Source organism: Ichthyenterobacterium magnum (assembly GCF_003610635.1).
In the GTDB taxonomy this organism is placed as follows: domain Bacteria; phylum Bacteroidota; class Bacteroidia; order Flavobacteriales; family Flavobacteriaceae; genus Ichthyenterobacterium; species Ichthyenterobacterium magnum.
Genome location: NZ_RAQJ01000014.1, coordinates 1 through 2,258, shown reverse-complemented (window position 1 = coordinate 2,258; position 2,258 = coordinate 1). Strand labels below are relative to the sequence as shown.

General features: G+C 32.8%; 3 protein-coding genes. All 3 read right to left on the bottom strand.

Going from position 1 to position 2,258, the window contains the following annotated elements:
- Positions 1–210 precede the first annotated feature (210 nt).
- The gene (locus tag BXY80_RS13845) at positions 211–801 is read right to left on the bottom strand and encodes a YdeI/OmpD-associated family protein (protein WP_120202950.1); all 591 of its coding nucleotides are present in this window, start codon (positions 799–801) and stop codon (positions 211–213) included.
- A 21-nt stretch (positions 802–822) separates the two neighbouring features.
- Positions 823–1,482 carry a DNA alkylation repair protein gene (locus BXY80_RS13840; protein ID WP_120202948.1) on the bottom strand — a complete coding sequence of 220 codons (660 nt, stop codon included), beginning with the start codon at positions 1,480–1,482 and terminating at the stop codon, positions 823–825.
- A 157-nt stretch (positions 1,483–1,639) separates the two neighbouring features.
- The gene (locus tag BXY80_RS13835; RefSeq protein ID WP_147376147.1) at positions 1,640–2,080 is read right to left on the bottom strand and encodes a hypothetical protein; all 441 of its coding nucleotides are present in this window, start codon (positions 2,078–2,080) and stop codon (positions 1,640–1,642) included.
- Positions 2,081–2,258: the final 178 nt, after the last annotated feature.

Genomic DNA, 2,258 nt, shown 5'->3' with positions numbered 1-2,258 from the left:
CATTTACTTTAAGGACGGGAGTGCGAAGCACGAAGTAATTAAAGTTCGCCTTTGGCGAATGTGTTCCATCGTTGTTGTATATGGTTTGTTGCGTGTTTAAGCACCTAATTTAGCAAATACAAACCAAATAGAAAATCCGCGAGGATTTTCGTAAGTAGGCTAGGACTAGCAATAAATTATATACGGTGTTACCTGCTGGCTTTTCCACTTTCATTTATTGTATTTATCGTTTAAGCCTATGCCATTGAGAATTTTATCCGTACACTTTTCAATTCTCGATTCCCGTGTTTTGGATTGTAAGGCTTGCGAAAAATGTAGAAGATAACCTCTTTGACGTCCAGGTGTTAAAGCGTAAAACGCAGTTTTTAAATCGGAATTATTATCTAATGCTTTTTTAAATTCATCTGGCATTTCAAATTCTGAAGTCTTTTTCATTTTAACTTCTAATCCTGCCTTTTCTACCTCAATTGCCTCAAATATATAGGTTTTGATAACTTGTTTTAAATCATTTATTTCTTGCAAATTGGCAAACCGAATTTGGCGAGCAGATTGAACATTTTTAGTTTGTTGAATTAAAATATTATTAGTGTCTTTTAGCAATACTCCTTTGTGGAATAGAAGTGCACAATAATCTTTAAATCCGTGAATTAAAACAATATTGTTTTTCCGAAATGTATAACAAGGAACTCCCCATTTCAATTCTTCGGTTAGTCCACAGTCCAAAACAATAGCTCGAAGCTTTTCATATTCCTTTTGCCATTTTGTGTCTTTCTCGAAGAACCAATCTACTTTCTGATTCATTGTATCTCTTTTTAACATAGATTACTTACTCGTTGTATTCTTTAAATTCAAAAAATATTCTCTTGTTTTCTTGTCGAATTTTTCAATTGCATAACGAAGAGTTATTCTTGGCATTTCAGTTGCGTGTTTGTCAAGGAATTTTTTTAGTTTTTCTTCATTCCGTTTTCCTGCTTCCCGTATCCAACTTCCCACAGCTTTTTGGACATATTCGTCTTTGTCATTTACAAGAATTTCAGCAATTTTGAAAGTGTCTTCTATTTCGTTTTTTCGGATAAAAAAGTAGGTACTTACAATTGCTGTTCTTCGTTCCATTGGATTCTCGGATTTCGCCAAATCGTATAATGGTTTCGTGTCTTTACCATATAAATATCCACCAACTACATAAGGTGCACTTCTATCTACCAAACCCCAATTATCTATCCACTTATGATTATCAATATACGCTCTGTATATCTTTTCTCGTTCCTCATTAGAAGTTTTCTTATTTCTTGCTTTACAGTCTAAAATTGATACAGCACCAATTCTGTGATTATCATTTTTATCTTTTAGCAATTTCACAACTTCAATTACTGGAATTTGCTGATATTCTTTGGCTAAAGAAAATATTTCTCTTTTCGGAATTTCTCCCGAATAATCTTGTCCGATAATCTCTAACGTTTCGATGAATTCTTTAGCAGTCATTTTTTTCAGCTTGCAGGTAACGGTTTTGGCTATGGTTTCGTTACGGAATGGTACGCGAGTATCATTCCGCCGTAACCATAAATTTAGCAAAAAGGCTCGAAATTCCGATTAGGAATTTCAGCCGTAATGAACTATAGCCGTTGTTGTAATGCGTTTTTTATTTAGTTTTTTCAATTAGTGTTATTGTCAATTGTTTTAAAAACTCATCTGTCAGATTTCTGTTATAACCATATAATTCGTGCCAGTCTTTGTCCATTGGTATTCCAACACACATCATTACGCTAGGAATTTGGATATAATAATCTTCGAGAATTAAGATTCCGTTTTCATAATAGTATTGTGTAAATTTCCACGCATCATCTTCGTTTTTAAAATCTGGACTTTTTTCCGCCATTTTTACGAAGAGAATTTTTCCATTTTCAAAATATAATTCTGAAACAAGATAAGTTCCGCTATTTTGAAATTCACTTTCCACGTAAACTTTATTTGCGTATAGTTTTGCTTCGTGTCTTATACTGTCAGTTTCAAATTTTCTCTTTTCGAGTATTTTGTTGGACTGTTCGTTAAGTTTAGCAGTCTTTATTTCGATTTGTCGCATTTTAAGACTATCAGATTGTGAGAAAATCAATCCACAGTTAAATATCAAAATAAGTATGATTATTATTTTCTTCATCGTTTTTCTCAAATGCATTACAACTTAGGGGTTAAACGTAGTTCAGCTATGATAACGAAGATACAATAAAATGGATAACAATTCTATGATAAGCCTCTTCCTT

Bases quoted from the DNA above. Each gene is read 5' to 3' on its own strand.
- BXY80_RS13845 (WP_120202950.1), bottom strand. From the start codon at position 801: ATGAATCAGAAAGTAGATTGGTTCTTCGAGAAAGACACAAAATGGCAA.
- BXY80_RS13840 (WP_120202948.1), bottom strand. From the start codon at position 1,482: ATGACTGCTAAAGAATTCATCGAAACGTTAGAGATTATCGGACAAGAT.
- BXY80_RS13835 (WP_147376147.1), bottom strand. From the start codon at position 2,080: ATGCGACAAATCGAAATAAAGACTGCTAAACTTAACGAACAGTCCAAC.